Origin of the sequence: Caldimonas tepidiphila, from assembly GCF_003569765.1 — a bacterium.
GTDB lineage: Bacteria > Pseudomonadota > Gammaproteobacteria > Burkholderiales > Burkholderiaceae_C > Caldimonas > Caldimonas tepidiphila.
This window is the reverse complement of the sequence record NZ_QXMG01000001.1, coordinates 82,255-107,658: the sequence shown is the minus strand read 5'-3', so window position 1 is coordinate 107,658 and position 25,404 is coordinate 82,255. Positions and strand designations below refer to the sequence as shown.

The following is a 25,404-nucleotide window of genomic DNA, read 5'->3' as shown; positions in this document are numbered from 1 at the left end:
GATGCCCTTCCTTCGCTGCCTGGGCCGCTGGCTCGGCTTCGTGCTGCTGTCGTCGCTGCTCGCCTTTGGGGCCCGTGCCGCCGAGGGGGAGGGCGTCGCGCTCGACCGGGCCGAGGTGCGGCAGTGGCTGCTGCGCATCCACGAGGCGGCGCGGCAGAAGAATTTCCAGGGCACCTTCGTCGTCAGCTCCGGCGGCAAGGTCGCGAGCGCGCGCATCGCGCACTACTGCGACGGCATCAACCAGTTCGAGCGCATCGAGTCGCTCGATGGCCAGCCGCGCCGCGTCTTCCGCCACAACAACCTCGTGCACACCTTCTGGCCCGACAGCCGCACCGCGCTCGTCGAGCTGCGCGAGACGCTCAACACCTTCCCGGGGCTGCTGCTCAACGACGGCGACCGCGTCCTCGAGCACTACGAGGTGCGCCAGCAGCCGCCCGAGCGCGTCGCCGGCCACGAGGCCCGCGTGCTGCTGCTCAAGCCCCGCGACGGCTACCGCTTCGGCTACCGGCTCTGGTCGGAGAAGGGCAGCGGCCTGCTGCTGCGCGCCGAGGTGCTGGCCGAGAACGGCGAGGTGCTGGAGTCCTCGGCCTTCTCGGAGGTCTCGATCGGCGTGAAGTTCCAGCCCGAGAACGTCACGCAGCCGATGAGGAAGCTCGAGGGCTACCGCGTCGAGCGGCCGGTGATGAGCAAGACGAGCTACGAGAGCGAGGGCTGGCAGTACCGCCAGCGTGTGCCCGGCTTCCGGCATGTCAGCAGCGTCAAGCGTACGATGGACCTGACACCGGGCGAACCCGACCCTTCGCCGTCCTCGTCCCCCCAGCTGCTCCAGACCATCTTCTCCGACGGGCTGGCGCATGTATCGATCTTCGTCGAGCCCTTCAATGCCGCCGTGCACCGCAAGGAGATGCTGGCCGGCCTGGGCGCGACGCAGACCCTGACGCAGCGCCGCGGCGACTGGTGGGTCACCGCGGTCGGCGAGGTGCCGGCGCTGACGCTGCGCACCCTGGTGCAGGGACTGGAGCGCAAGCCCTGAGCGGGCAGCGCTCCCTGGCGAAAGTGCGGCGTGCAAGGCGCCGCGATACAAGAACGAGGTGAGTGATGACCGTGTTTGAACGCACCGCTTCCGCGCTGTCCGCATCGCGCCGGGGGCTCCTGGCCGCCGTGGCCGTCGCCGGACTCCTGGGCGGCTTCCTGCCGCTCGGCGCCGCGCAGGCGCAGGCCGCCTCCACGCAGGTCCTGCCCGACTTCACCGAACTGGTCGAGCGCACCGGCCCGGCCGTCGTGAACATCCGCACCACCGAGCGCGTGCGCCAGGGCGTGCGGGGGCCGAACGGCAGCCAGATCGACCCGGAGATGGAGGAGTTCTTCCGGCGCTTCTTCGGCATGCCGCTGCCGGGCCAGCCCTCGCCCCGGCCGGACCCGCGCCAGGATCCCCGACAGGACCCGCGCCAGGACCCGCGGCGCAACGGCCCGCGCGGCGGCGAGGAGGAGGCAGTGCCCCGCGGCGTCGGCTCCGGCTTCATCCTGAGCGCCGACGGCTTCGTGATGACGAACGCGCACGTGGTCGAGGGCGCCGACGAGGTGATCATCGCGCTGACCGACAAGCGCGAGTTCAAGGCGCGCGTCGTCGGCGCCGACAAGCGCACCGACGTCGCGGTGCTGAAGATCGAGGCCACCGGCCTGCCGACGGTGAAGATCGGCGACGTGAGCCGGCTCAAGGTCGGCGAATGGGTCCTCGCGATCGGCTCGCCCTTCGGGCTGGACAACTCGGTCACCGCCGGCATCGTCAGCGCCAAGGCGCGCGACACCGGCGACTACCTGCCCTTCATCCAGACCGACGTGGCGGTGAACCCCGGCAACTCGGGCGGCCCGCTGCTGAACCTGCGCGGCGAGGTGGTCGGCATCAACAGCCAGATCTACAGCCGCTCCGGCGGCTTCATGGGCATCTCCTTCGCGATCCCGATCGACGAGGCGATGCGCGTGGCCGAGCAGCTGCGCGTCAGCGGGCGCGTGATCCGCGGCCGCATCGGCGTGCAGATCGACCAGGTCACCAAGGAGGTGGCGGAGTCGATCGGCCTCGGCAAGCCGATCGGCGCGCTGGTGCGCAGCGTCGAGCCGGGCGGTCCGGCCGAGCGCGCGGGCGTGGAGGCCGGCGACATCATCACGCGCTTCGACGGCAAGACGGTCGAGCGTGCCGGCGAGCTGCCGCGCATCGTCGGCAACACCAAGCCGGGCAGCCGCTCGACGATGCAGGTGTTCCGTCGCGGCGGCTACCGCGACCTGACGGTGACGGTGGCCGAGATCGAGCCCGAGCAGCAGGCCGCACGCACGCCGGCGCCCGAGAGCCGGCCCAAGCCCGCTGGCGGCGTGGCGCAGGCGCTCGGACTGCAGGTCGGCGAGCTGACCGAGGCGCAGAAGCGGGAGCTGAAGATCAAGGGCGGCGTGCGCGTCGAGGTCGCCGACGGCCCGGCCGCGCGCGCGGGCCTGCGCGAGGACGACATCATCGTCGCCATCGCCAACACCGAGATCGGCGACGTGCGCCAGTTCGAGGCCGTGGTCTCCAAGCTCGACAAGAGCCGCCCGGTCAACCTGCTGGTGCGCCGCGGCGAGTGGGCGCAGTACGTCGTGATCCGCCCGAACGGCAACGGCCGCTGAGCGGCGGGCGGCGGCCGCGAGCCGCCGCCTCCGCACGGTGATCGACCGCAACCCAGCGCAGCGCCGGGTCTTTCGGCGGAATTCGGGAAATCGGCTTCGCGGCACCGCCGGCGGTCCTGCCGCCGGCCTGTTGATAAACCCGCTCCCGGCAGCCGGGAGCGCCGCCGATTTCGCTACAATCGCGCCCCGCATCCGGCCTCCTGCGCAAGCGCGCCAGGAGAGCTCCTCTTCCGACCGCAATCCACAGCGCCTTGTGGATAATTTGTGGGCAAGAGGGGATTTCGGCGGCGCAATGCCCTTCCCGGGCGGCTTGAGGGCCGTTTTCCGGGGGGGTGTTCTGGCTACAATGAAGGTCCAACAAAGCAGTTGCCATACGTTTTTGTTGGTAGGCGCGTCCTCGATTCGACGCGCCTTTTTTTTAGTCCGGCTCGGGGCGCGCCGCAGCGCCCCCGCGGCACCACTGTGCAGCGCACGAGCCTCCTCGGCAGCGGCCGCAAGCCGCTGCGACTCCGGCACCGGTGCCGGGCAGTACTGAGTCCATGGACCACATCCGCAACTTCTCCATCATCGCCCACATCGATCACGGCAAGTCCACGCTGGCGGACCGTCTGATCCAGCGCTGCGGGGGCCTGAGCGACCGCGAGATGGAAGCGCAGGTGCTCGACTCGATGGACATCGAGCGCGAGCGCGGCATCACGATCAAGGCGCAGACCGCCGCCCTGCAGTACACGGCCAGGGACGGCAAGACCTACAACCTGAACTTGATCGACACGCCGGGGCACGTCGACTTCTCGTACGAGGTGAGCCGCTCGCTGTCGGCCTGCGAAGGCGCGCTGCTGGTGGTCGACGCCAGCCAGGGCGTGGAAGCCCAGACGGTGGCGAACTGCTACACCGCGATCGAGCTCGGCGTCGAGGTCGTCCCCGTGCTCAACAAGATGGACCTGCCGCAGGCCGACCCCGATCGCGCCAAGGAGGAGATCGAGGACGTCATCGGCATCGACGCGACCGACGGCATTCCGTGCTCGGCCAAGACCGGCATGGGCATCGACGACATCCTCGAGGCCGTCATCACCCGCATGCCGCCGCCGCGCGGCAATCCGGACGGCCCGCTGCGCGCGATGATCATCGACTCCTGGTTCGACAACTACGTCGGCGTCGTGATGCTGGTGCGCGTGGTCGACGGCGAGCTCAGGAAGGGCGAGCGCATCCGCATGATGGCCTCCAACGCCGTCTACCCGGCCGAGCACCTGGGCGTGTTCACGCCGAAGTCGGTGGACCGGCAGGTGCTCAAGGCCGGCGAGGTGGGCTTCGTCATCGCCGGCATCAAGGAGCTGCAGGCGGCCAAGGTCGGCGACACGATCACGCTCGAGAAGAAGCTGCCGAACAACGCCGGCCCCGCCTCCGAGGCGCTGCCGGGCTTCAAGGAGATCCAGCCGCAGGTCTTCGCCGGGCTCTACCCGACCGAGGCGAGCGAGTACGACCAGCTGCGCGACGCGCTGGAGAAGCTGAAGCTCAACGACTCCTCGCTGCGCTACGAGCCCGAGGTGTCGCAGGCGCTCGGCTTCGGCTTCCGCTGCGGCTTCCTGGGCCTGCTGCACATGGAGATCGTGCAGGAGCGGCTCGAGCGCGAGTTCGACCAGGACCTGATCACCACCGCGCCGAGCGTGGTCTACGAGGTCGAGCTCGGCGACGGCAGCGTCATCGAGGTCGAGAACCCGTCGAAGATGCCCGACCTCGGCCGCATCCGCGAGATCCGCGAGCCGATCGTCACGGTGCACCTGTACATGCCGCAGGACTACGTCGGCCCGGTCATGACGCTCGCCAACCAGAAGCGCGGCGTGCAGATCGAGATGGCCTACCACGGCCGCCAGGTCATGCTCACCTACGAGATGCCGCTCGCGGAGATCGTGCTCGACTTCTTCGACAAGCTGAAGTCGGTGTCGCGCGGCTACGCGTCGATGGACTACGAGTTCAAGGAGTACCGCGCCTCGGACGTCGTGAAGGTCGACATCCTGATCAACGGCGACCGGGTCGATGCGCTGTCGATCATCGTGCACCGCGCGCAGAGCCAGTACCGCGGCCGCGCGGTCGCGGCCAAGATGCGCGAGCAGATCCCGCGCCAGATGTACGACGTCGCGATCCAGGCAGCCATCGGCGCGAACATCATCGCGCGCGAGAACATCAAGGCGATGCGCAAGAACGTGCTGGCAAAATGCTACGGCGGCGACATCAGCCGCAAGCGCAAGCTGCTCGAAAAGCAGAAGGCCGGCAAGAAGCGCATGAAGCAGATCGGCACGGTGGAGGTGCCGCAGGAGGCTTTCCTCGCGATCCTGCAGGTCGACGACTGAGATGGCTCTGCGTCCTCCTCCACAACTCTCTGGATCGTCGATGGGAAAACTCACCGGGGTTCTGTACGCCTGCCTGATCGCCTACCTGACCGGCTGGTACCTGGGCCACTGGAGCGGCAACTTCTCGCTGCTGCTGTTCGTTCTCACGCTCGTCACCTTCGTCTACTGGCTCGCCGAGCAGTTCTTCTTCAAGCGCCGCCGCGAGCGCGCGGCACGCCAGGCGGCCGCGCAGATCGCGGCGCGCAAGCAGGAGCTCGCGCGCCAGGGCATCCGCCAGGCCGACGGCGAGGAGCCGGCCAAGGTGCGCGAGCGGTTGCTGATGCAGCCCTGGTGGCTGGACTGGACCGCGGGCCTCTTCCCGGTGATCCTGGCGGTGTTCCTGCTGCGCTCCTTCCTGTTCGAGCCGTTCAAGATCCCCTCGGGCTCGATGGTGCCCACGCTGCTCGTCGGCGACCTGATCCTGGTGAACAAGTACCACTACGGCGTGCGGCTGCCGGTGCTCAACACCAAGATCGTCGAGAACAACACGCCCGAGCGCGGCGACGTGATCGTGTTCCGCTACCCGCGCAACCCGAGCATCGACTACATCAAGCGCGTCGTCGCCCTGCCCGGTGACGAGGTGGCCTACGTCGACAAGCGCCTCTACCTCAACGGCAAGCCGGTGCCGATGCGGCCGCTGCCGGAGTTCTACGACGAGGACGGCCAGCGCTACGCGCAGCAGTTCGCCGAGCAGTTCGACGGCCGCGAGCACCGCATCCTGACCAACGCCGACCGCCCGCCCTTCGTGCTGGCCACCTATCCCTTCCCGCACAAGGACAGCTGCAGCTACAACGCCGAGGGCGTGCGCTGCAAGGTGCCCGAGGGCCACTACTTCGTGATGGGCGACAACCGCGACAATTCCGAGGATTCGCGCTTCTGGGGCTTCGTGCCCGACCAGAACATCGTCGGGCGCGCCTTCTTCGTCTGGATGAATTTCCGCGACTTCACACGCATCGGCAGTTTCCAATGAACCGGACACAGGGGAGCAGCTTCATGAAGGAACAAGGCGGCCGCCGCCCGCATGCAACGGCCCGGCCCGCGACGCAGCGCGGCCTCACGATGCTCTCGCTGCTGGCGTGGGGCGTGGCGATCGCCTTCGTCGGCCTGATCGCGCTGCGCGTCTTCCCGACCGTCAACGAGTACTGGACGATCCTGCGCACCGTCAACAAGGTCGCGAACGAGGGCGGCTCCACGGTGCCCGAGATCCGCGCCGCCTTCGAGAAGCAGAAGCAGATCGAGTACTCGATCACCTCCGTGTCCGCGCAGGACCTGCAGATCACCAAGGTCAACGACAAGGTGGTCGTGAGCTTCGCCTACGACAAGCAGGTGCCGCTGTTCGGGCCGGCCTTCCTGCTGATCAAGTACGAGGGCAAGTCGAAGTGATCGTCGCGGACAGCGGCCTGCGGTCCGTGACGGCCGGCCTCGCCCGCCGCCAGCGGCCGTGAGCGAGATCGCCGCGCTCGAGCGCCGCCTCGGCTACGCGTTCCGCCAGCCGGCGCTGCTCGCGCGCGCGCTGACGCACCGCAGCTTCGGCGCCGACCACAACGAGCGGCTCGAGTTCCTCGGCGACTCGGTGCTGAGCCTGGCGATCGCCGGGCTGCTGTACGAGCGCTTCGGCGGCTCCGACGAGGGCGACCTGTCGCGGGTGCGGGCCAACCTCGTGCGCCAGGACTCGCTGCACCGCGTCGCGCTGACGCTGGAGCTGCCGTCCTTCCTGCGGCTCGGCGAGGGCGAGGCGCGCAGCGGCGGCGCCCGGCGCCCGTCGATCCTCGCCGACGCGCTCGAGGCGGTCATCGGCGCGATCTTCCTCGACGGCGGTTTCGAGCCCGCCGAGGCGCTGGTGCGGCGGCTGTTCCAGCCGCTCGTCGAGCAGCCGGACCTGCAGAGCCGCGCCAAGGATGCCAAGACCGAGCTGCAGGAATGGCTGCAGGGCCGGCGCCTGCCGGTGCCGAGCTACACGATCGCCGCCACGCGCGGCAGCGCCCACCAGCAGGTCTTCGTCGTGAACTGCAGCGTGCCCGCGCTCGGCCTCACCGAGAGCGGCGAAGGCCCCTCGCGCCGCGCCGCGGAGCAGAAGGCGGCACAAGTCCTGCTCGCTAAACTGAAAGCGTCCGGCCGCTGAGCGCCGCGCGCATTTGCGGCCCCCGCCGCGATGGATTTCCTACCGTGAACGCATCCCAGCCCCCCGCCGAGCAACCGGCGCAACCGTCGTCTCCCGAAGAACCCGTGCCGGCGGCCTCCGCCGGCGGCGGCACCGACGCGATCGACGCCTTCTTCGGCCGCAAGACCGCGCCCGAGTCCGCGGCGCAGCGCTGCGGCCTGATCGCGATCGTCGGCCGGCCCAACGTCGGCAAGAGCACGCTGCTCAACGCGCTGGTCGGCCAGAAGGTCAGCATCACCTCGCGCAAGGCGCAGACCACCCGCCACCGCATCACCGGCATCCGCACGCACGAGGACACGCAGTACGTCTTCGTCGACACGCCCGGCTTCCAGACCCGCCACGGCAACGCGCTCAACCGCAACCTCAACCGCACCGTGCTCGCCTCGGTCGGCGACGTGGACGTGATCCTGTTCGTCGTCGAGGCCGGCCGCTTCGGGCTCGACGACGCGAAGGTGCTGTCGGTGCTGCAGGGCCCGGGCATGGAGGGCAAGCCGGTGCTGCTGGTGGCCAACAAGCTCGACCAGGTGCACCGCCGCGGCGACGTCGCGCCCTGGCTCAAGAGCATGCAGGAGCGCCATCCCTTCGCCGAGTTCGTGCCGATGACGGCCAAGCGCCCGGACGACATCCAGCGCCTGCTGCAGGTCGTGCGGCCCTACCTGCCCGAGCAGGGCTGGTTCTACGACGCCGAGGCGCTGACCGACCGCAGCGACCGCTTCCTCGCCAGCGAGATCGTGCGCGAGAAGCTGTTCCGCCTCACCGGCGACGAGCTGCCCTACACCTCCACCGTCGTGATCGACAAGTTCGAGGAGGAGGGCCGGCTGCGCAAGATCGCCGCGACCATCATCGTCGAGCGCGACGGCCACAAGGGCATGGTGATCGGCGACGGCGGCGAGCGGCTCAAGCGCATCGGCACCGAGGCCCGCCAGGAGCTCGAGAAGCTGATGGACTGCAAGGTCTTCCTCGAGCTGTGGGTCAAGGTGCGCTCCGGCTGGGCCGACGACGAGCAGCGGCTGCGCTCCTACGGCTACGAGTGACGGCGTCGCATGGCGACGCGCCGCTCCAGCAGCCGCAGGCCCCTCACGCGCGTCAGCGCCGAGCCGGCCTACGTGCTGCACCGCTATGACTGGAGCGAGTCGAGCCTGATCCTCGACCTCTTCACGCGCGCCCACGGCCGCGTGGCGGTGGTCGCCAAGGGCGCCAAGCGGCCGTACTCGCAGCTGCGCCCGGTGCTGCTGCCCTTCCAGAGGCTGCTGGCGAGCTACACCGTCGGCGACGCCGAGGTGCACACCCTGCGCGGCGCCGACTGGGGCGGGGGGCCGGCGATGCTGACCGGCGCCGCGCTGCTCACCGGCTTCTACCTCAACGAGCTGCTGATGAAGCTGCTCGCGCGCGACGACCCGCATCCCGGGCTCTTCGACGCCTACGCGCAGACCCTGCCGAGCCTCGCGCTCGGCGACGACGGCGCGGTGCAGGCGGCGCTGCGCGCCTTCGAGCTGACGCTGCTGCGCGGCATCGGCGTGCTGCCCGAGCTCTCGGTCGAGACCCTCACGCAGCGCCCGCTGCTGCCGGCGCAGCGCTACCGGCTCGAGGGCGAGGCGGGGGTGCTGCGGGCGAGCGGCGGCGAGGCCACGCTGCGCGGCGAGACGCTGCTGGCGCTCGAGGAGGCGCTCGGCGGCGAGTCGCTCGCCGCGCTGCAGCAGGCCTGCGCGAGCGCGCTGCCCGAGCTGAAAGGCGCGCTGCGCGCGGTGCTTCACTATCATCTCGGCTCGCCCCAGCTGCGCACCCGGCAGCTGATGATGGAACTCGTGCAGAAATGAACTTCGCCGCCACCCAACTCACCTCGCACCCCGCCGCGCTGCTGGGCGTCAACATCGACCACGTCGCGACGCTGCGCAACGCGCGCGGCGGTCGCTTCCCCGACCCGGTCGCGGCGGCGCAGCTCGCCGTCGAGGCCGGCGCCGACATCATCACCTTCCACCTGCGCGAGGACCGGCGCCACATCCGCGACGAGGACGTCGAGCGGCTGAAGGAGGCGATGCACGTGCCGCTGAACTTCGAGGCCGCCGTCACCGACGAGATGCTCGGCATCATCGAGCGCGTGCGGCCCGAGCATGTGTGCCTGGTGCCCGAGCGCCGCCAGGAGGTCACGACCGAGGGCGGCCTGGACGTGCTCGGCCAGTTCGAGCGGGTGAAGGACGCCTGCACGCGGCTCGCCGCCGCCGGCTGCCGCGTCTCGCTCTTCATCGGCGCCGACCCGGCGCAGATCGACGCCGCGGCGCGCGCCGGCGCGCCCTGCATCGAGCTGCACACCGGCGCCTTCGCGAACGCCTGGTGGGACCAGGACAGCGCCGCGATGGCCGCCGAGCTCGACCGCATCAGGGCGGGCCTGAGGATCGGCCGCTCGCTCGGCCTGCAGACCAACGCCGGCCACGGCCTCGCGGTCTGGGACCGCCCGGCCCCGCACCCGATGCAGAGCAGCGCCGCGGCGATCGCCGCGCTGCCCGAGGTCGAGGAGTTGCACATCGGCCATGCGCTCGTCGGCCATGCGGTCTTCGTCGGCCTGCGCCAGGCGATCGCCGACTTCAAGGCCGAGATCGTGCGCGCCCGCACGCGCGACTGATCCGCCGCCATGATCCACGGCATCGGCACCGACCTGTGCGACGTGCGACGCGTCGCGGACACGCTCGCGCGCCGCGGCGAGCGCTTCGCGCAGAAGGTGCTCGGGCCCGCCGAGCTGCAGGTCTTCCGGGCGCGCCGCGCGCGCTCCGAGACGCGCGGGCTGCGCTACCTCGCGACCCGCTTCTCGGCCAAGGAGGCCTTCTCGAAGGCGATCGGCCTGGGCATGCGCCTGCCGATGCGCTGGAGCGACTGCGAGATCCTGAACCAGGCCAGCGGCCAGCCGCACATCGTGCTGCACGGCGAGCTGGCGCGCTGGTTCGCCGCGCAGGGCCTGCGCGCGCATGTCACGCTGACCGACGAGGGTGACCACGCCGCGAGCTTCGTGGTGGTGGAGCGCCTTGCCGGCGGCGACCAACCCTGAGAGAGAGAAGAACATGAAAGACGAAGGCGGCCTGCTGCACGCCCCGGTGGTGCTCGACATCGCCGGCCTCGCGCTCGACGACGACGACCGGCGGCGCCTGCGCCACCCGCTCACGGGCGGCCTGATCCTGTTCGGCCGCAACTGGGAGAGCCGCCGCCAGCTCACCGAACTCACCGCCGAGATCAGGTCGATCCGCCCGGACATGCTGGTCTGCGTCGACCACGAGGGCGGGCGCGTGCAGCGCTTCCGCACCGACGGCTTCACGCACCTGCCGCCGATGCGCCGGCTCGGCGAGATGTGGATGGACGACGGCAAGGGCCCGCAGGGCACCGGGGCGATGCAGGCGCAGGACGCCGCCACCGCCTGCGGCTACGTGCTCGCATCGGAGCTGCGCGCCTGCGGCGTGGACCTGAGCTTCACGCCGGTGCTCGACCTCGACCACGGCCCCTCGAGCGTGATCGGCGACCGCGCCTTCCACCGGGATGCGCGCGTGGCCACCGTGCTCGCCAAGAGCCTGATGCACGGCCTGCTGCTCGCGGGCATGCACAACTGCGGCAAGCACTTCCCCGGCCACGGCTTCGTCGCGGCCGACTCGCACGTGGACGTGCCGGTGGACAAGCGCTCGCTGAAAAGCATCCTCGCCGACGACGCGCTGCCCTACGGCTGGCTCGGCAACGCGCTGTCCTCGGTGATGCCGGCGCACGTGATCTACCCGAAGGTCGACGCCGCGCCGGCGGGCTTCAGCGCGCGCTGGCTGCAGGAGATCCTGCGCGGGCGGCTCGGCTTCACCGGCGCGATCTTCAGCGACGACCTCAGCATGGAGGGCGCCAAGGTCGCCGGCTCGACGGTGGAGGGCGCGATCGCCGCGCTGGCCGCCGGCTGCGACATGGTGCTGCTGTGCAACCAGAGCCTGAACGGCGGCGCGCCGGTCGACGAGCTGCTGGACGGCTTGGCCGCGGCGCAGGCGGACGGCCGCTGGGAGCCGAGCCCCGACAGCGAGGCGCGCCGCATCGACCTGCTGCCGCAGACCGCGCCACTGACCTGGGACGAGCTGATGCACCACCCGCTGTACCTGCAGGCGCTCGACCGCTTGCCGGGCTGAGCCCCCGCTGCCTTTCGAGCCGACATGAAAAAAGCGCCCCGGGTTCCCCCGGGGCGCTTTTTCTTTCGGGCCGCCCGGCCGTCAGGCCTGGGTCTGGGCGACCACCGCCGCTGCCGCGGTGGTGTGGGTCGGCGCGGCTTCCTGTTCCGGCGCCTGCTCCAGCGCCTGCTCCGGATCCTGCGCGGCAGGGCGCGCCTCGGGCGCGGCCGCTGCCTCGAAGGGCAACTGGATCTGCGCCAGGTCGCGGCGCGTCTCGACCAGCACCAGCGGGCCCTCGTCGATCAGCACGACCGGCTTGGGCTCGCGCGGCACGTGCACGGGCCTGGGCTCGTTGGCGATCGCCTCGAGCGCGGCGCGCACGCGCTCGGCGTCCGACTGCACCCACTCCAGGCCAGCCTCGCGCGCAATGCTCTCGAGTTGCTCCACCGGCAGCTCGAAGCGGGCGGCGGCCGGGCTCGGCGCGACGGCCGCGGGCTCGGCGGCTGCCGCCTCGGGCAGCGCTGCCGCTGCGGACGGGGCTGCTGCGGCCTCGGGCTCGATCGCCGGCGCCTCGACCGCGAAGGTCGGCGTCTCCGCGATCACGGCCGGGACGGTGGCGGCCTCGACCGCGTCCGTGGCGGCTTCTTCCGCCACAGCCGGCGCTTCGGTTTCACGCTCGCGGCGGATGCGCTCGCGGCCGCGGCCGCGGCGGCGGTTGCCTTCGCCCTCGGCGGCTGCCGGCGCTTCGCCGTTCGTCACGCTCTCCGCAGCGAAGGCGCTTTCCGGCTCGGGGGAGGCCGCCGAAACCGGCGGCGCCTCGACCGGGGCCGCTTCGGGGAGGGCGGCGGTGCGTGCCGTCACCGGCTCGGCCACCGGCAGCGTCTCGACCGCAGCGGCCTCGTCCCTCGCCTGCACCGGCTCCTCGCCGTTGACCGCGCCGGCTTCCAGCACCTCGCCGGTCAGCGCGTCGCGCTCGCGGCGGGCACGGCCGCCACGGCGGCGGCGGCGGTTCTCGCGCTCGGCCTGCGCGTCGGCGCTTTCACCGTTCGGCACCGAATCGACGAAGGCGGGCTCGGCGGCGTTCGCGGCCAGCGCGGTGTCGGCGGCCAGGATCTCGTCGACCGCCGGGGCGGGCGCCGCGGGGCGCTCGGCGCGTTCCTGGCGCGGGCCGCGGCGCTGCTCGCCACGGGCCTCGCGGCTGTCGCGGTTCTCGCGGTTCTCGCGGTTGTCGCGCTGCTCGCCGCGCGGTTCGCGGTTCTCGCGCGGCTCGCGCTCCTTGCGCACCGGGGCCTCGGCGCGCGCGGTGAACTCGGCGTTCTCGGCCTCAACCCGCTCGCCGCGGCGCGCCTCGCGTGCCGCCTCGCGTGCCGCCTGGCCGTCGCGCTGGCTGTCGCGGCCGTTGCGGCGACCGTCACGCTGTGCGTCGCGGCCGGTGTCCCGGTTGCCGCGGCGGCCCTCGCCACGTTCGCCCCGCTCGCCGCGCTCGCCGCGCTCGTTGCGGCGCTGCTGGCCTTCGCGCGCCTCGCGCGCCGGGGCCGGAGCGGCCGGCATCGGCGCCGCGACCGGTGCCGGTGCGACTTCCTCGGGCGCCGTCTGAGCACCGCCGAAGAGCTTGCGCACCCAGCCGAAGAAGCCGCCGCTGCTCTGCGGGGCGGCGGCCGGCGCGGGAGCCGCGACGGGCGCGGCAGCCACCGGCGCCGGGGCCGCCACCGGGGCGGGCGCGGGGGCCGGGGCGGCGACCGGGGCCGGCTGCTCGGGCAGGATGCCCTTGATGACCGGCTCCTGCTTGGCCTTGGTCTTCTCGCGGCGGCTGATCGAGACCTCGTCGTCGGGCTCCTCGATCATCGTGTAGCTCGCCTGCAGGTTCTCCAGGCGCGGGTCGTCGTGGCGCAGGCGCTCGAGCTTGTAGTTGGGCGTGTCCAGGTGCTTGTTGGGCACCAGCAGCACGGTCACGCGCTGCTTGAGCTCGATCTTGGTGATCTCGGTGCGCTTCTCGTTGAGCAGGAAGGAGGTGACCTCCACCGGCACCTGCACGTGCACCGCGGCGGTGTTCTCCTTCATCGCCTCCTCCTGCACCATGCGCAGGATCTGCAGCGCCGACGATTCCGTGTCGCGGATGTGGCCGGTGCCGTTGCAGCGCGGGCAGGTGATGTGGCTGCCTTCGCTCAGGGCCGGGCGCAGGCGCTGGCGCGAGAGCTCGAGCAGGCCGAACTTGGAGATCGAGCTGAACTGCACGCGGGCGCGGTCCTGGCGCAGCGCGTCGCGCAGGCGCGTCTCGACCTCGCGGCGGTTCTTGGACTCCTCCATGTCGATGAAGTCCACGACGATCAGGCCGCCGAGGTCGCGCAGCCGCATCTGGCGCGCGATCTCGTCGGCGGCTTCCAGGTTGGTGCGGGTGGCGGTCTCCTCGATGTCGCCGCCGCGCGTGGCGCGCGCCGAGTTGACGTCGATCGAGACCAGCGCCTCGGTGTGGTCGATCACGATCGCGCCGCCCGAGGGCAGCGTCACGGTGCGCGCGAACGCGGTCTCGATCTGGTGCTCGATCTGGAAGCGGGAGAACAGCGGCGCGTCGTCGCGGTAGCGCTTCACGCGATGGCCCTGGTCGGGCATCACGTGGTTCATGAACTGCTGCGCCTGCTCGTAGACGTCGTCGGTGTCGATCAGGATCTCGCCGATGTCGGCGGTGAAGTAGTCGCGGATCGCGCGGATCACGAGCGACGACTCCTGGTAGATCAGGAAGGCGCCCTTGCCGGCCCGCGACGCCTCGTCGATCGCGGTCCAGAGCTTCAACATGTAGTTGAGGTCCCACTGCAGCTCGGCCACCGACCGCCCGATGCCGGCGGTGCGGGCGATCAGGCTCATGCCCTTGGGGTAGTCGAGCTGGTCGAGGTTTTCCTTCAGCTCCTCGCGATCCTCGCCCTCGATGCGGCGCGACACGCCGCCGCCGCGCGGGTTGTTGGGCATCAGCACCAGGTAGCGGCCGGCCAGCGAGATGAAGGTGGTGAGTGCGGCGCCCTTGTTGCCGCGCTCTTCCTTTTCCACCTGGACCAGCAGTTCCTGGCCCTCGCGGATCACGTCGGCGATCTTCGCGTTGCGGACGTCGGCGCCTTCCTTGAAGTACTGGCGCGAGATTTCCTTGAAGGGCAGGAAGCCGTGGCGGTCCTCGCCGTAGTCGACGAAGCAGGCCTCGAGCGAGGGCTCGACGCGCGTGACGACGGCCTTGTAGATGTTGCCCTTGCGCTGCTCGCGGCCCTCGATCTCGGTCTCGAAGTCGAGCAGCTTCTGGCCGTCGACGATCGCGAGGCGACGCTCTTCCTGCTGCGTCGCGTTGATCAGCATGCGTTTCATATGCACTCCTCATGCCGCGACCGCGCAGGCCGCCGGCACATCAAATGCCGCCGCCGGTTCCGCGGAACCGGGGCGACCCATCGATGCACGAGAAACGTGGAGGAGCCGGAAGGAATCGCCCTGGACAGCCGCAAGCCCCCGCGAGGGGGCTCAGCGCGGCCGCGTTGGCGCGTGCGTGAAGTGAGGGACTGCTGCGGATGAAAAGAGCAGGGCGGCCGTGACGGCCGTCCGGGGAGGACCGGCCCATGCCCCCCCGCGGCCGGCGCGAGAGCGCGCGCGGCGGTCCACGGCGCCCGGGCGCAGCGGCACGACGGCCGGCGCGGCAATCAGGTCGGTGGAGGGGAGAAGGGCCAGCATCCGCGGGGTCACTTGACGCGGGCTGCATGCAGGCACCTGCCGGGGACCGAGTCGGCCCGGGCGGTTCCGGCATGCAGCCGAAAACCTTGTGTTCGGGTTCGTTCTACGTTTGCTCTGCCGCAAGCCGCCCGGCAGGCTGCCGCTTCACCTTGGGAAGCGGCCCGCGGCCGGCGGCGTGCGTTGCATCACCGTTTGTGGCGCGGCAGGAGCCCTGAATTGCAGGCGAACTGCCACGCTCGCCACGCTGTTGCTGCCGGTGTTCCCCGGCGCGATTCGGCGCCCGGCGGGTAAACTCTTGAAAATCAAACACTTACAGCACAAACGTGGTGCATCGCATTATAGGGGCGAAATCCCGCTCCGGCCGCAGCGGCCCACGGGAAAATCCGGACGGATCGCCGCGTCCCGCCCGCAAGCCGGCCACCATCCCGGCGCGCAAGGCTTCGCGCGCCGCCCCCGCCCGGGCCGAAGCCCCCGCCGCGAAGCGGCCCGCGCCGGCACCGGCCCCGGCACCGGCCGCCGCGGTGCTGCCGGCGGTGCAGCACCTCGCGGTCGACGAGGGCTCGGCCGGGCAGCGGCTCGACAACTTCCTGCTCAAGAACCTCAAGGGCGTGCCGAAGACGCACGTCTACCGCATCATCCGCTCCGGCGAGGTGCGGGTGAACAAGGGCCGTGCGGCGGCGGACACGCGCGTCGAGGCCGGCGACGAGGTGCGCGTGCCGCCGGTGCGACTGCCCGATCGGGCGGGCACCGTGCCCGCGCCGGCGCGCGAGTTCCCGGTGCTGTTCGAGGACGAGCACCTGATCGCGGTCAACAAGCCCGCGGGCGTGGCGGTGCACGGCGGCTCGGGCGTGAGCTTCGGCGTGATCGAGCAGCTGCGCCAGGCGCGGCCCGAGGCGCGCTTCCTCGAGCTCGTGCACCGGCTCGACAAGGAGACCTCGGGGCTGCTGCTGATCGCGAAGAAGCGCTCGGCGCTGACCGCGCTGCAGGAACAGTTCCGCAACCGCGAGACCGGCAAGACCTACGCCGCGCTGGTGCTCGGGGCCTGGCCGGCGGGCCGCAAGGTGATCGACGTGGCGCTGCACAAGTACCTGACGGCCGAGGGCGAGCGGCGCGTGCGCGCGGTGTCGGAAGACCACGACGAGGGCCGGCGCTCGATCACGCTGGTGCAGCCGCTGCGCAGCTACCCGGGCTACACGCTGCTCGACGTCACGATCAAGACCGGGCGCACGCACCAGATCCGCGTGCACCTCGCGCACGAGGGTCATGCGATCGCCGGCGACGAGAAGTACGGCGACTTCGCGCTGAACAAGGCGCTGGCGCGCGGCGACGCGGTGCCCGGCTGCCGCTTCGAGCGCATGTTCCTGCATGCGCGGCGGCTGCGCTTCGAGCATCCCGCCAGCGGCGAGACGATCGAATTGCAGGCACCATTGCCGCCCGAGTGCGAGGCGCTGCTCGCGGCCCTTGCCGCCCTGTCCGCAGAAAGCCCCCGACGATGACGACCCCGACCCGACCGCAAGCCTTCGACCTGATCGTGTTCGACTGGGACGGCACGCTGTTCGATTCGACCGCGCTGATCGTGCAGTGCATCCAGGCGGCTTGCGCCGACCTGGAGGCGCCGGTGCCGGACGACCGGCAGGCCGCCTACGTGATCGGCATGAGCCTGCACGAGGCGCTGCGCCACGCGGTGCCGGGCCTGGCGGAGGAGCGCTACCCGGAGCTGGTGCAGCGCTACCGCCACCACTACTTCGACCGCCAGCACGCGGTGACGCTGTTCGCGGGCGTGCTGCCGATGCTGCACGCGCTCAAGGACCGCCACCACTGGCTCGCCGTCGCCACCGGCAAGTCGCGCCGCGGGCTCGACGAGGCGCTGCATACGGTGCAGCTGCGCGGCCTGTTCGACGGCACGCGCACCGCCGACGAGACGCGCTCCAAGCCGCATCCGCAGATGCTCGAGGAGCTGATGCGCGAGTTCGGCGCCGCGCCCGAGCGCACGCTGATGATCGGCGACACGACGCACGACCTGCAGATGGCGGCCAATGCCGGCACCGCGAGCGTGGCGGTCAGCTACGGCGCGCACGAGCCCGAGGCCTTCCATGCCTTCGGGCCGCGCTTCGTCGCGCATTCCACCGGCGAGCTGCACGACTGGCTGCTGCGCCATGCCTGAGGCCGCGCCCCCGGGCAACTCCCCGTCCGTTCCCGGCATCCCGCTGTGCCCGAGCGAGGCGCTCGCCGAGCGCGGCCGCGCCGAGCTCTTCGACGTGCGGCTGTGGGGACAGGCGGCGCGCGCCTTCGTGCTGCGCTTCGACGGCCGCCCGGTCGCCTACGTGAACCGCTGCGCGCACGTGCCGGCCGAGATGGACTGGCAGCCGGGCGAGTTCCTCGACGCGGAGCGGGAGTGGATCGTCTGCTCGATCCACGGTGCGCTCTACGAGCCGGCCACCGGGCGCTGCGTCGGCGGCCCCTGCCGCGGCAGCCGCCTGATCAGGGTGACCGTCGACGAGAGCGGGGGGCAGGTGTATTGGTATCCTTCGCAGGATGTGCAGCCGCCGGCTGCCGCGGCCGCGTGAAGGCGCGCTGCCGCCGCGATCCCGACCTCCATCCACCGACCGAAGCTCCATGACGACCCCCCCTGAAGATCCGGACCGCCCGGGCGAAGACCGCGAGCCGCGCGCCGCGGCCTCCGGCACCGTCGCGCTGTCCGCCGCCGACGCCGGGCTGCTGGCCGGCATCGCGCGCGACTACCTCGCCGAGCGCCGCCGCGAGCGCCGCTGGCGGCTGTTCATGCGCCTGTCCTGGCTGGTGCTGGCGGCGGTCCTGGTCTACATGCTGTTCTCGCAGCGCAGCGCGTCCACCGCGCCGAGCGGCCCGCACACCGCGCTGGTCGAAGTGCGCGGCGAGATCGCGGCAGAGGCCGAGGCGAGCGCCGAGAACCTGATGCCGGCGCTGCGCAGCGCCTTCGAGGACCCGGGCGCGCAGGCGGTGGTGCTGCGCTTCAACTCGCCCGGCGGCAGCCCGGTGCAGGCGGGCATCATCAACGACGAGATCCGCCGCCTCAAGGCGCTGCACGGCAAGCGCGTCTACGCGGTGGTCGAGGAGGTCTGCGCCTCCGGCGCCTACTACATCGCGGTGGCGGCCGACGAGATCTACGTGAACAAGGCCTCGATCGTCGGCTCGATCGGTGTGCTGATGGACGGCTTCGGCTTCACCGGGCTGATGGACAAGCTCGGCGTCGAGCGCCGGCTGCTGACCGCCGGCGAGCACAAGGGCTTCCTCGATCCCTTCCAGCCGATGCCGCCGACCGAGAAGGCGCTGGCGCAGACGATGCTGAACCAGATCCACCAGCAGTTCATCGACGTGGTCAAGCAGGGCCGCGGCGAGCGCCTGAAGGAGACGCCCGAGACCTTCTCCGGCCTGTTCTGGAACGGCCAGCAGGCGGTGGACATGGGGCTGGTGGACAAGTACGGCACGCTCGACTTCGTCGCGCGCGAGGTGGTCAAGGCCGAGGAGGTGATCGACTACACGCCGCGCGAGAACGTCGCCGAGCGGCTTGCCAAGCGCTTCGGCGCGTCGATCGGCGCGGGCGCGGTGCAGGCGCTGCGCTCCCTCGGCCCGGACTGGCGCTGAAGCGGAGACCGGCCCCGGAGGGCCGATCCTCGCAAGGGCCCGCCGAGCGCGGGCCTTTTGCTTTCCCTTGCGCTGCCGGGGATCAGCCGCGCAGCATGCCGCGCGTCTCGATGAAGTCGATCACCTGCGCCAGCCCCTCGCGCGTCTTCAGGTTCGTCATCACGAAGGGCCGGGTCGGGCGCATGCGCTTCGTGTCCGACTCCATGACTGCCAGGTCCGCGCCCACGTGCGGCGCGAGGTCGGTCTTGTTGATCACGAACAGGTCGCTCTTCGTGATGCCGGGGCCGCCCTTGCGCGGGATCTTTTCACCCGCCGCGACGTCGATGACGTAGATCGTCAAATCCGACAGCTCCGGGCTGAAGGTGGCGGCCAGGTTGTCGCCGCCCGACTCGATGAAGACGATGTCGGCGTCGGGAAATTTGCTCAGCATCCGGTCCACCGCCTCGAGGTTGATCGACGCGTCCTCGCGGATAGCGGTGTGCGGACAGCCCCCGGTCTCCACGCCCATGATGCGCTCGGGGTCCAGGGCGCCAGCCACCGTCAGCAGGCGCTGGTCCTCCTTGGTGTAGATGTCGTTGGTGACGACCACCAGGTCCCATTTCTCGCGCATCGCCTTGCACAGCATCTCGACGAGGGTGGTCTTGCCGGAGCCGACCGGCCCGCCGACGCCCACGCGCAGCGGGGGCAGTTTCTTGGTGCGGCCGGGGATGGAGTGCAGGGCAGAGGTCATGGAAGGTCAGGGGAAGTGGAAAAGGGGTTCAGGAGCGGAACAGCCGCGAGTACTGGGTCTCGTGCTGCGCCGACAGGATGGCGAGCATCGGCGTGAAGGCCTGGCGCTCGCCGTCGGCGAGCGCGAGCGCCGCGTCGACCGCGCCGGGAATTGCCTCGCTGAGCGACGAGAGGATGCGCTGCCCGGCGCTCTGGCCGAGCGGCACCGCCTTGATCGCCGCCTGCACCATGTTCTCGGCCCAGCCGAAGGCGAAGCTGAACAGCGCCTCGCGCGGCGCCGCGGGCGTGAGCGCGGCGGCGAGCGCGAAGGCCACCGGCCAGGTCGGCGCCGGCTTCAGCGCGGCGAGCCGCGCGATGCGGGGGTCGCTGCCCGAGCTGCCGTTCTTGAGCCATTCCGCCAGCGAGCGGCCCATCTGCTCGGCCTGCAGCCGCAGCTCGCTGGTCTCGCGCGTCTGCACGATCCAGTCGTTGAGTTCCGTGACGCGTGCGAAGTCGCCGCGCCGCCAGGCGGCGAAGGCGCGCGCCACGACCGCCAGGTCGCAGCGCGCGAGGCTCAGCGCGAGCTGCGCGCGCAGCCAGTCGCGCGCCTGCGCCTCGTTCGCCACCCGGGCGGACTCGACCGCCGCCTCCAGCCCCTCGGAGTAGCTGAAGCCGCCCACCGGCAGCGACGGCGACGCGAGCCACATCAGCTGCAGCAGCGCCGCACCCGTCAAGGGCCGCTCGGCCTCCAGCACGCGCGGCATCAGTGATCGTGCCCGTGCGAGCAGTGGGGACCGTGCACGTGCGGCGCCGGCGCGGAGCTCACCGCGATGCCCAGCGGCTTGCCGCGCGGTGCCGGGGGGGCTGCGGCGTAGGCCACGGAGGGCGCGTGCGCATGGTCGTGCCCGCAGCCCGGGCCGTGCTCGTGCGCAGCGCCCTGCGCGTGGGTGTGCGCATGTTCGTGCGAATGCCCATGCGAGTGGCCGTGTCCGCCGCCGGCCGCGCCGTAGGCGCCGCCCTCGGGCTCGAAGGCCGAGCGCTCCTCCGAGACCTCGAGGTGCATCTGGCGCAGCATGTCGGCCAGAACATGGTCGGGTTCGAGCAGCAGGCGGTCGGGCTGCAGCTCGAGTTGCACGTGGCGGTTGCCGAGGTGGTAGGCCGCGCGCATCAGGTCGAAGGGCGAGCCGTGCGAGGCGCAGTGGCGCACCACCAGCACCGGCTGCGGCGCGGCCTTCACGACCACGAGCGAGCCGTCCTCGGCCACCAGCACGTCGCCGCCGCGCACCACGCTGCCGCGCGGCAGGAACACGCCGAGCGCGCGGCCCTGGCTGTCGGTGGCGTCGAAGCGGCTCTTCTGGCGCACGTCCCAGTCGAGCTCGACCGTCGCGGCGCGCTTGAGGAGCACGCTGGAGAGGCCGCGGCCCCGGGGCAGGAGTTTGTTGATCGTCAGCATGGGCGTGAAGGGAAGTTCGATGCGAAGGGCGTGACGATGCCCGGCGACCCGCTCGGGGTCAACCGGGTCGCCGGATGCCGCTGCGTCAGAACAGGAAATAGCGCTGCGCCATCGGCAGCACCGTCGCCGGCTCGCAGGCGAGCAGCTGCCCGTCGGCGCGCACCTCGTAGGTCTGGGCGTCGATCTCCATCTTCGGCGCGTAGCCGTTGAGCACCATGTCGGACTTCCTCACGCTGCGGCAGCCCCGCACCGCGGAGACCGCCTTGCGCAGGCCGAGCCGCTCGGGCACGCCCCCGTCCACCGCTGCCTGGCTCAGGAAGGTGAGCGAGGTGCGGGCGGTCGCGCCGCCGAAGGCGCCGAACATCGGCCGGTAGTGCACCGGCTGCGGCGTCGGGATGCTCGCGTTCGGGTCGCCCATCGCCGCCAGTGCGATGAAGCCGCCCTTCATCACGATCGAGGGCTTCACGCCGAAGAAGGCCGGCTTCCACAGCACGAGGTCGGCCCACTTGCCTTCCTCGATGCTGCCGACCTCGTGCGCGATGCCCTGCGCGAGCGCCGGGTTGATCGCGAGCTTTGCGACGTAGCGTTTCACCCGCGCGTTGTCGTTGCGCGCGCCGTCGCCCGGCAGCGGCCCGCGCTGCTGCTTCATCTTGTGCGCGGTCTGCCAGCAGCGCAGGATCACCTCGCCGACGCGGCCCATGGCCTGGCTGTCGGACGAGAACATGCTGATGGCGCCCAGGTCGTGCAGGATGTCCTCGGCGGCGATCGTCTCGCGGCGGATGCGGCTCTCGGCGAAGGCCAGGTCCTCGGCGATGCTGGCGTCGAGGTGGTGGCACACCATCAGCATGTCGAGGTGCTCGTCGACGGTGTTGACGGTGTAGGGCCGCGTCGGGTTGGTGGAGGAGGGCAGCACGTTGTCCTCGCCGACCACCCTCAATATGTCCGGCGCATGGCCGCCGCCCGCACCCTCGGTGTGGAAGGTGTGGATGGTGCGGCCCTTGAAGGCGGCGATCGTGTCCTCGACGAAGCCGGATTCATTCAGCGTGTCGGTGTGGATCGCGACCTGGATGTCGGTCTCCTCGGCCACCGAGAGACACGTGTCGATCGCCGAGGGCGTGGTGCCCCAGTCCTCGTGCAGCTTCATGCCCATCACGCCCGCCTCGACCTGCTGGCGCAGCGCGTCGGGGCGGCTCGCGTTGCCCTTGCCGAAGAAGCCGAGGTTCATCGGGAAGGCCTCGGCCGCCTGCAGCATGCGCGAGATGTTCTCGGGGCCGGGGGTGCAGGTGGTGGCGAACGTCCCGGTGGCCGGGCCGGTGCCGCCGCCGAGCATCGTCGTGACGCCCGAGGCCAGCGCCTCCTCGATCTGCTGCGGGCAGATGAAGTGGATGTGGCTGTCGATGCCGCCGGCAGTGACGATCATGCCTTCGCCCGCGACGATCTCGGTGCCCGGGCCGATCACGATGTCCACGCCCGGCTGCACGTCCGGGTTGCCGGCCTTGCCGATCTTCGCGATGCGCGAGCCGCGGATGCCGATGTCGGCCTTCACGATGCCCCAGTGGTCGACGATCAGCGCGCTCGTGATCACGCAGTCCACCGCGTCGGCCGCGCCGGGGCCGTTGGGTCGCTGGCCCTGGCCCATGCCGTCGCGGATCGTCTTGCCGCCGCCGAACTTCACCTCCTCGCCATAGCCGCCGGCCCGCAGGGTGTAGTCCTGCTCGACCTCGATGACGAGGTCCGTGTCGGCCAGGCGCACGCGGTCGCCCACGGTCGGGCCGAACATCTCGGCGTAGGCGCGTCTTCCGATCCTGCTCATCACAGCGCTCCCTGCACGAGGCCGCGGAAGCCCCAGACCTGGCGCTCGCCGGCGTAATCGACGAGTTCGACCGTGCGCTGCTGGCCCGGCTCGAAGCGCACCGCGGTGCCCGAGGCGATGTTCAGCCGCATGCCGCGTGCGGCCTCGCGGTCGAAGCCGAGCGCGCCGTTGGTCTCGGCAAAGTGGTAGTGCGAGCCGACCTGGATCGGCCGGTCGCCGCGGTTCTCGACCACCAGCGTCACGGTGCGGCGGCCCGGGTTGAGCGCATGGTCCGCGCCGTCGGTGAACAGTTCGCCCGGGATCATCACTTCCTCCGCGAGAACCAGACGGCGCCGGCCGCGAGCGCGGCGACCACGATCCAGCCGAGGCTGTCGGTGGCATGCCAGTGGGCCTCGCCCGGCAGGCCGTGGCCGCCATGGGCGTGCGCGGCGAGGGACAGGCAGGCGAGGAGGGGCGCGGCGAGAATCTTTTTCATGCTCTGTTCTGGTGCGTTGGGACGGGGAAGGGCGGGGATCAGGCGATCGGCTGATGCACGGTCACCAACTTGGTGCCGTCGGGGAAGGTGGCCTCGACCTGGATCTCGGGAATCATCTCGGCGATGCCCTCCATCACGTCGGCGCGCGTGAGCACCTCGCGGCCCTCGCTCATCAGCTGCGCGACCGTCCTGCCGTCGCGCGCGCCTTCCATGATCGCGGCGCTGATCAGCGCCACCGCCTCCGGGTAGTTCAGCTTCAGGCCGCGCGCCTTGCGGCGCTCGGCGAGCAGCGCGGCGGTGAAGATCAGCAGCTTGTCCTTCTCGCGGGGGGTCAGTTCCATGGGTGAGGCGTCTCCGGCTTCGGGCATGCACCCGATCAGGGCGCGTTTCGGTCGAGCGGGAGCATGAGCAAGTCTGGTGCCAGTAGATGCACCAGAAGAGGGCGGCGTGCGCGGGCACAGCGCGGTCCGGCTTGCCGAGGGATGTGTCAGGGTGGCACAGTTGCTGCACCTGTCCGAGGAGTCGCGACGACCCCTCATGACCCAAGGCGCAGCGGGAGGCGCATCCTGCCCACGATGAAGAACGACAGCAGCAGCGAATGGTGGCGCGGCGCGGTGATCTACCAGATCTACCCGCGCAGCTTCATGGACAGTAACGGCGACGGCATCGGCGACCTGCCGGGCATCGAGGCCCGGCTCGAGCATGTGGCGCGGCTCGGCGCCGACGCGATCTGGGTCTCGCCCTTCTTCCGCTCGCCGATGAAGGACTTCGGCTACGACGTCGCCGACTACCGCGACGTGGACCCGATCTTCGGCACGCTCGCCGACTTCGACCGCGTGATCGCGAAGGCGCATGCGCTCGGGCTCAAGGTGATGATCGACCAGGTGCTCTCGCACACCTCCGACCAGCACGACTGGTTCCGGCAGAGCCGCGCCAGCCGCACGAATGAAAAGGCCGACTGGTACGTCTGGGCCGATCCGCAGCCCGACGGCACGCCGCCGAACAACTGGCTGTCGGTGTTCGGCGGCAGCGCCTGGCAGTGGGACTCGCGGCGGCGCCAGTACTACCTGCACAGCTTCCTCGTCTCGCAGCCGGACCTGAATTTTCATAAGCCGGAAGTGCAGCGGCAGCTGCTCGACGAGGTGCGCTTCTGGTGCGAGCGCGGCGTCGACGGCTTCCGCTTCGACGCGAGCAACCACCAGTTCCACGACGCGCAGCTGCGCAGCAACCCGCCGGCCGAGGCGGGCGGCAAGGTCAGCACCGTGCAGGCCGACAACCCCTACGCGATGCAGCGCCACCTCTACGACAAGAGCCGGCCCGAGAACCTCGCCTTCCTGGAGCGGCTGCGCGCGGTGCTCGACGAGTACGGCGCGGCGAGCATCGGCGAGGTCGGCGACGAGCACGCGCCGCCGATCATGGCCGCCTACACCGAGCGCGGCAAGCGCCTGCACATGGCCTACAGCTTCAGCCTGCTGACGCGCGACGGCTCGGCCGCGCACATCCGCGAGCAGGTCGGGGGGCTGGAAGCCGAGCTCGAGCGCACCGGCGGCTGGGGCTGCTGGGCGCTGTCGAACCACGACGTGCCGCGCGTCGCCACGCGCTGGGCGCCCGCGGGCGCACCGGCGCCGGACCTGCGGCAGACGCGGCTGCTGTGGGCGATGCTCCTGAGCCTGCGCGGCAGCGTCTGCGTCTACCAGGGCGAGGAGCTCGGCCTGCCCGAGGCCGACGTGCCCTACGAGCGGCTGCAGGACCCCTACGGCATGGCCTTCTGGCCTGAGTTCAAGGGCCGCGACGGCTGCCGCACGCCGATGCCCTGGACGGCCGCCGACCCGCAGGGCGGCTTCACCCTGCCGGGCGCCGAGCCCTGGCTGCCGCTGTCGCCCGAGCAGCTGCCGCTGGCGGTCGACGCGCAGGAGGCCGATGCGCAGTCGATGCTGCACTTCGCACGCGCCTTCCTCGCGTGGCGGCGCGGCCGCCCGGCGCTGCGCACCGGAGGCCTGCGCTTCGTCGACGCCCCCGAGCCGCTGCTGCTGTTCGAGCGCCGGCCGCACGCCGGGGACGGGCGCACGCTGGCGCTCGCCTTCAACCTCGGCCCGGCCGCGCAGCGGCTGCCGCTGCCGGCGCGCTGGCGGGCCGGCAGCGTCGCGCTGCTGCCCGACGCGCCGCTGGCCGGCGCGCGCCTTGCTGGCGACACGATGAGCCTGCCGCCCTTCGGCGCCTTCTTCGGCGAGTTCGACGAGGCGGCCGGACCCGACACCGGGGCGTCCGCACCCGCCGCAGGTGCCTGACCTTTCTCGGCGGC

Annotated in this window: 24 protein-coding genes; 16 read left to right on the top strand and 8 right to left on the bottom strand. The window is 71.3% G+C overall.

Annotated elements, in window-relative coordinates:
- The first annotated feature begins 1 nt into the window (after nucleotide 1).
- The 11 genes from D3A59_RS04670 to nagZ all read left to right on the top strand — a co-directional run bounded on the left by D3A59_RS04670 (nucleotide 2) and on the right by nagZ (nucleotide 11,345).
- Complete coding sequence (locus D3A59_RS04670) at nucleotides 2-1,033, top strand: MucB/RseB C-terminal domain-containing protein (protein WP_119153735.1); 1,032 nt, start codon at nucleotides 2-4, stop codon at nucleotides 1,031-1,033.
- Between the two features lie 65 nt (nucleotides 1,034-1,098).
- Entirely contained in the window at nucleotides 1,099-2,655 is a 1,557-nt protein-coding gene (locus tag D3A59_RS04665) for a DegQ family serine endoprotease (RefSeq protein ID WP_119153734.1), read from the top strand.
- A 539-nt stretch (nucleotides 2,656-3,194) separates the two neighbouring features.
- Nucleotides 3,195-5,003, top strand: a complete 1,809-nt coding sequence (gene lepA / locus D3A59_RS04660; RefSeq protein WP_119153733.1) for a translation elongation factor 4 — start codon at nucleotides 3,195-3,197, stop codon at nucleotides 5,001-5,003.
- Nucleotides 5,004-5,043: 40 nt separating this feature from the next.
- On the top strand, nucleotides 5,044-6,012 hold the full coding sequence (gene lepB, locus D3A59_RS04655) for a signal peptidase I (RefSeq protein ID WP_119153732.1): 969 nt from the start codon (nucleotides 5,044-5,046) through the stop codon (nucleotides 6,010-6,012).
- 23 nt (nucleotides 6,013-6,035) lie between these two features.
- The gene (locus D3A59_RS04650) at nucleotides 6,036-6,425 is read left to right on the top strand and encodes a DUF4845 domain-containing protein (protein WP_119153731.1); all 390 of its coding nucleotides are present in this window, start codon (nucleotides 6,036-6,038) and stop codon (nucleotides 6,423-6,425) included.
- A 58-nt stretch (nucleotides 6,426-6,483) separates the two neighbouring features.
- Nucleotides 6,484-7,164, top strand: coding sequence for a ribonuclease III (gene rnc, locus D3A59_RS04645; protein WP_119153730.1), 681 nt, complete (start codon nucleotides 6,484-6,486; stop codon nucleotides 7,162-7,164).
- Between the two features lie 44 nt (nucleotides 7,165-7,208).
- A complete protein-coding gene (gene era / locus D3A59_RS04640; protein WP_119153729.1) occupies nucleotides 7,209-8,237 on the top strand; it encodes a GTPase Era in 1,029 nt (342 codons plus the stop codon).
- Nucleotides 8,238-8,246: 9 nt separating this feature from the next.
- A complete protein-coding gene (gene recO, locus D3A59_RS04635; protein ID WP_119153728.1) occupies nucleotides 8,247-9,020 on the top strand; it encodes a DNA repair protein RecO in 774 nt (257 codons plus the stop codon).
- On the top strand, nucleotides 9,017-9,823 hold the full coding sequence (locus D3A59_RS04630; protein WP_119153727.1) for a pyridoxine 5'-phosphate synthase: 807 nt from the start codon (nucleotides 9,017-9,019) through the stop codon (nucleotides 9,821-9,823). The genes recO and D3A59_RS04630 overlap by 4 nt, the downstream gene beginning before the upstream one ends.
- 9 nt (nucleotides 9,824-9,832) lie before the next feature.
- Nucleotides 9,833-10,243, top strand: coding sequence for a holo-ACP synthase (gene acpS, locus D3A59_RS04625; protein ID WP_119153726.1), 411 nt, complete (start codon nucleotides 9,833-9,835; stop codon nucleotides 10,241-10,243).
- A 13-nt stretch (nucleotides 10,244-10,256) separates the two neighbouring features.
- Nucleotides 10,257-11,345 (top strand): beta-N-acetylhexosaminidase, encoded by a 1,089-nt coding sequence (nagZ, locus tag D3A59_RS04620; RefSeq protein ID WP_119153725.1) that lies wholly within the window; start codon nucleotides 10,257-10,259, stop codon nucleotides 11,343-11,345.
- Between the two features lie 81 nt (nucleotides 11,346-11,426).
- On the opposite strand, the gene D3A59_RS04615 is transcribed toward nagZ, so the two are convergent.
- Nucleotides 11,427-14,672, bottom strand: coding sequence for an Rne/Rng family ribonuclease (locus D3A59_RS04615; protein WP_119153724.1), 3,246 nt, complete (start codon nucleotides 14,670-14,672; stop codon nucleotides 11,427-11,429).
- An 890-nt stretch (nucleotides 14,673-15,562) separates the two neighbouring features.
- On the opposite strand from D3A59_RS04615, the gene D3A59_RS04605 reads away from it, so the two are divergent.
- From D3A59_RS04605 to D3A59_RS04590, 4 genes are read left to right on the top strand one after another with little or no spacing between them, the layout of a single operon-like run.
- Entirely contained in the window at nucleotides 15,563-16,525 is a 963-nt protein-coding gene (locus D3A59_RS04605; RefSeq protein ID WP_119153722.1) for an RluA family pseudouridine synthase, read from the top strand.
- Entirely contained in the window at nucleotides 16,522-17,193 is a 672-nt protein-coding gene (locus tag D3A59_RS04600; RefSeq protein ID WP_119153721.1) for an HAD family hydrolase, read from the top strand. Before D3A59_RS04605 ends, D3A59_RS04600 begins: the two co-directional genes overlap by 4 nt.
- A complete protein-coding gene (locus D3A59_RS04595) occupies nucleotides 17,186-17,596 on the top strand; it encodes a Rieske (2Fe-2S) protein (protein WP_119153720.1) in 411 nt (136 codons plus the stop codon). Before D3A59_RS04600 ends, D3A59_RS04595 begins: the two co-directional genes overlap by 8 nt.
- A 49-nt stretch (nucleotides 17,597-17,645) precedes the next feature.
- Nucleotides 17,646-18,653 carry a S49 family peptidase gene (locus D3A59_RS04590; protein ID WP_119153719.1) on the top strand — a complete coding sequence of 336 codons (1,008 nt, stop codon included), beginning with the start codon at nucleotides 17,646-17,648 and terminating at the stop codon, nucleotides 18,651-18,653.
- Between the two features lie 82 nt (nucleotides 18,654-18,735).
- Here the strand turns inward: D3A59_RS04590 and ureG are convergent, their stop codons facing one another.
- The 7 genes from ureG to D3A59_RS04560 form a co-directional block, all read right to left on the bottom strand.
- Nucleotides 18,736-19,383, bottom strand: coding sequence for an urease accessory protein UreG (gene ureG, locus D3A59_RS04585; RefSeq protein ID WP_119153718.1), 648 nt, complete (start codon nucleotides 19,381-19,383; stop codon nucleotides 18,736-18,738).
- A gap of 28 nt (nucleotides 19,384-19,411) precedes the next feature.
- The gene (locus D3A59_RS04580) at nucleotides 19,412-20,125 is read right to left on the bottom strand and encodes an urease accessory protein UreF (RefSeq protein WP_119153717.1); all 714 of its coding nucleotides are present in this window, start codon (nucleotides 20,123-20,125) and stop codon (nucleotides 19,412-19,414) included.
- The gene (gene ureE / locus D3A59_RS04575) at nucleotides 20,125-20,814 is read right to left on the bottom strand and encodes an urease accessory protein UreE (protein WP_119153716.1); all 690 of its coding nucleotides are present in this window, start codon (nucleotides 20,812-20,814) and stop codon (nucleotides 20,125-20,127) included. The genes D3A59_RS04580 and ureE overlap by 1 nt, the downstream gene beginning before the upstream one ends.
- Before the next feature lie 85 nt (nucleotides 20,815-20,899).
- Nucleotides 20,900-22,627, bottom strand: coding sequence for an urease subunit alpha (gene ureC / locus D3A59_RS04570; protein ID WP_119153715.1), 1,728 nt, complete (start codon nucleotides 22,625-22,627; stop codon nucleotides 20,900-20,902).
- Nucleotides 22,627-22,932 carry an urease subunit beta gene (locus D3A59_RS04565; RefSeq protein ID WP_119153714.1) on the bottom strand — a complete coding sequence of 102 codons (306 nt, stop codon included), beginning with the start codon at nucleotides 22,930-22,932 and terminating at the stop codon, nucleotides 22,627-22,629. The genes ureC and D3A59_RS04565 overlap by 1 nt, the downstream gene beginning before the upstream one ends.
- Nucleotides 22,932-23,102, bottom strand: coding sequence for a hypothetical protein (locus D3A59_RS25245; RefSeq protein WP_157991406.1), 171 nt, complete (start codon nucleotides 23,100-23,102; stop codon nucleotides 22,932-22,934). Before D3A59_RS25245 ends, D3A59_RS04565 begins: the two co-directional genes overlap by 1 nt.
- Before the next feature lie 38 nt (nucleotides 23,103-23,140).
- Complete coding sequence (locus D3A59_RS04560) at nucleotides 23,141-23,443, bottom strand: urease subunit gamma (protein WP_119153713.1); 303 nt, start codon at nucleotides 23,441-23,443, stop codon at nucleotides 23,141-23,143.
- A 234-nt stretch (nucleotides 23,444-23,677) separates the two neighbouring features.
- On the opposite strand from D3A59_RS04560, the gene D3A59_RS04555 reads away from it, so the two are divergent.
- Complete coding sequence (locus tag D3A59_RS04555; protein WP_119153712.1) at nucleotides 23,678-25,390, top strand: alpha-glucosidase; 1,713 nt, start codon at nucleotides 23,678-23,680, stop codon at nucleotides 25,388-25,390.
- The last annotated feature ends 14 nt before the right edge of the window (nucleotides 25,391-25,404 follow it).